We start from the raw sequence: 1,764 nt of genomic DNA, 5'->3' as shown, positions 1-1,764 counted from the left end.
ATTTTCTGGCCTTCCCCCCCCGGGTGAAATCTATGCTGTCCCAGGTGCGCTTGGCGTGATCCAGCTCGTCCCGGTCCAGTTCGACCCCGTGGTTGCGCGGTCATAGACCGCCCGTTTGGGGTTGCGTTTCACGCGGTTCAGCGGGGTTTGCGGGTAATCGGTCATCGGGGCCTCTCTTGTCTTTCTGCGGTGTAGCAGGCAGAATTGGCTTGCGAGAGGTCCAATATGGCGCAAAAAAATCAGACCAATATTTTGGATTGGGTGGCGTTGATCCCCGGTTTGCCCGCTGAGGGCAGCCGGGCGGCGGCGGTCTATGCCGCGATCCGGGCGCTGATCGAGGCTGGGCAATTGCCGCCGGGCTGCCGCTTGCCGCCCAGCCGGGAGCTGGCGGCGCAGCTTTCCGTCGCGCGGGGCGCGGTGGTGGCGGGGTTCGAGCGGCTGGTGGCCGATGGCTTTGCCGAGGCGCGGGTGGGGGCGGGCACCTTTGTGGCAGGCGCCGTGCCGCGTCTGGCGCCCGTCGCGCCCGCGGCGCGGGCGGGTTTTGTCGCCAAGGATTTGCCGGGCGATCTGGGGCTGGCCTTTCCCGATCCGCAAAGCCTCGAGGCGTTTCGGGTGCTGGTGAACCGGCACTTGGCGCGGCCTGCGGCGAGCCTGTTTCATTATGGCGATCCGGCGGGGGATGCGGGGCTGCGCGGGTCGCTGGCGGCGTGGCTGCGGCTGTCGCGCGGGATGCGGCTGCATGCCGATCAGATCGTGCTGACCTCGGGCACCCAAGGGGCGCTGGATCTGATCGCGCGGGCGGTGCTGGCGCCGGGGGATGCGGTCTGGATGGAAGACCCGGGCTATCCTTCGGGCAAGGCGGCCTTTGCGGCGCAGCGGCTGGTGCCGGTGCCGGTGGATGCCGAGGGGCTCGATGTGGCCGAGGGGCGGCGCCGCGCGCCCGAGGCCCGCGCGGCCTATGTCACGCCCGCGCATCAGTTTCCGCTGGGCGTGGCGATGACCATGCGGCGGCGGCTGGCGTTGCTGGATTGGGCGGCCGAGGCCGGGGATGGGGCGGGCGCTTGGGTGATCGAGGATGATTACGACAGCGAGTTCCGCTATGCGGGCGCGCCGCTGGCGGCGCTGCAAGGCATGGATGCGGGGGGGCGGGTGATCCATGTCGGCACCTTCTCCAAGGCCTTGATGCCGGGCCTGCGCATGGGCTGGCTGGTGCTGCCCGAACCGCTGATCGACCCGGTTCTGGCACTGCGGACGCGGGCTGACCGGGCGCCGCCGGGGCTGCTGGAGCCTGCCATGGCCGAGTTCCTGTCGGGGGGGGGCCTTTGCCGCCCATCTGCGCCGGGCAAGGCGGCGCTGCCGGGCGGCGCGGGATGCGTTGGTGGCAGAGCTGGCGCTGGCCGGGCACGCCTTGCGCGCGCCCGATCAGGGCTTGCACCTGACGCTGCCCTTGCCCGCGACCTGCGACGATCAGGCACTGGCGCGATTGGCGCGCGCAGGAGGCTTTGGCGCAAGGGCGCTCTCGTCGATGTATCTGGAGGCGCCGCGGCGCGGGCTGGTCATCGGCTTTTCCGGCCACGCGCCCGAGGTGCTGGCCTTGGCGGCGCGGCGCGGGATGGACGCGCTGCAAGGGGGGCTGTCTGCCCCCCTCTGGCCCTGACGGGCCATTCACCCCCCGAGGATATTTGAGAACAGAAAATGGGGCAGGGGCTCTTTTTCATTTTCTGTTCCTAAATATCCCGGGGTGAATGGGCCGCAGGCCCAGAG

Annotated in this window: 2 protein-coding genes; one reads left to right on the top strand and one right to left on the bottom strand. The window is 70.0% G+C overall.

The window, feature by feature from the left end; genetic code table 11:
• Positions 1-30: 30 nt before the first annotated feature.
• Positions 31-165, bottom strand: coding sequence for a hypothetical protein (locus JNN06_RS00265; RefSeq protein ID WP_291237597.1), 135 nt, complete (start codon positions 163-165; stop codon positions 31-33).
• Between the two features lie 60 nt (positions 166-225).
• On the opposite strand from JNN06_RS00265, the gene JNN06_RS00260 reads away from it, so the two are divergent.
• Positions 226-1,686 (top strand): PLP-dependent aminotransferase family protein, encoded by a 1,461-nt coding sequence (locus JNN06_RS00260; RefSeq protein WP_291237596.1) that lies wholly within the window; start codon positions 226-228, stop codon positions 1,684-1,686.
• Positions 1,687-1,764: the final 78 nt, after the last annotated feature.

Source organism: Gemmobacter sp. (genome assembly GCF_016792925.1).
Taxonomy (GTDB): Bacteria; Pseudomonadota; Alphaproteobacteria; order Rhodobacterales; family Rhodobacteraceae; genus Gemmobacter.
Note: the sequence above shows the minus strand (reverse complement) of the source record. Positions and strands in the feature narration are given on the sequence as shown.

What these genes read in the sequence shown, in the direction of transcription:
- JNN06_RS00265 (WP_291237597.1), bottom strand. Translation starts at nt 165, where the DNA reads ATGACCGATTACCCGCAAACCCCGCTGAACCGCGTGAAACGCAACCCC.
- JNN06_RS00260 (WP_291237596.1), top strand. Translation starts at nt 226, where the DNA reads ATGGCGCAAAAAAATCAGACCAATATTTTGGATTGGGTGGCGTTGATC.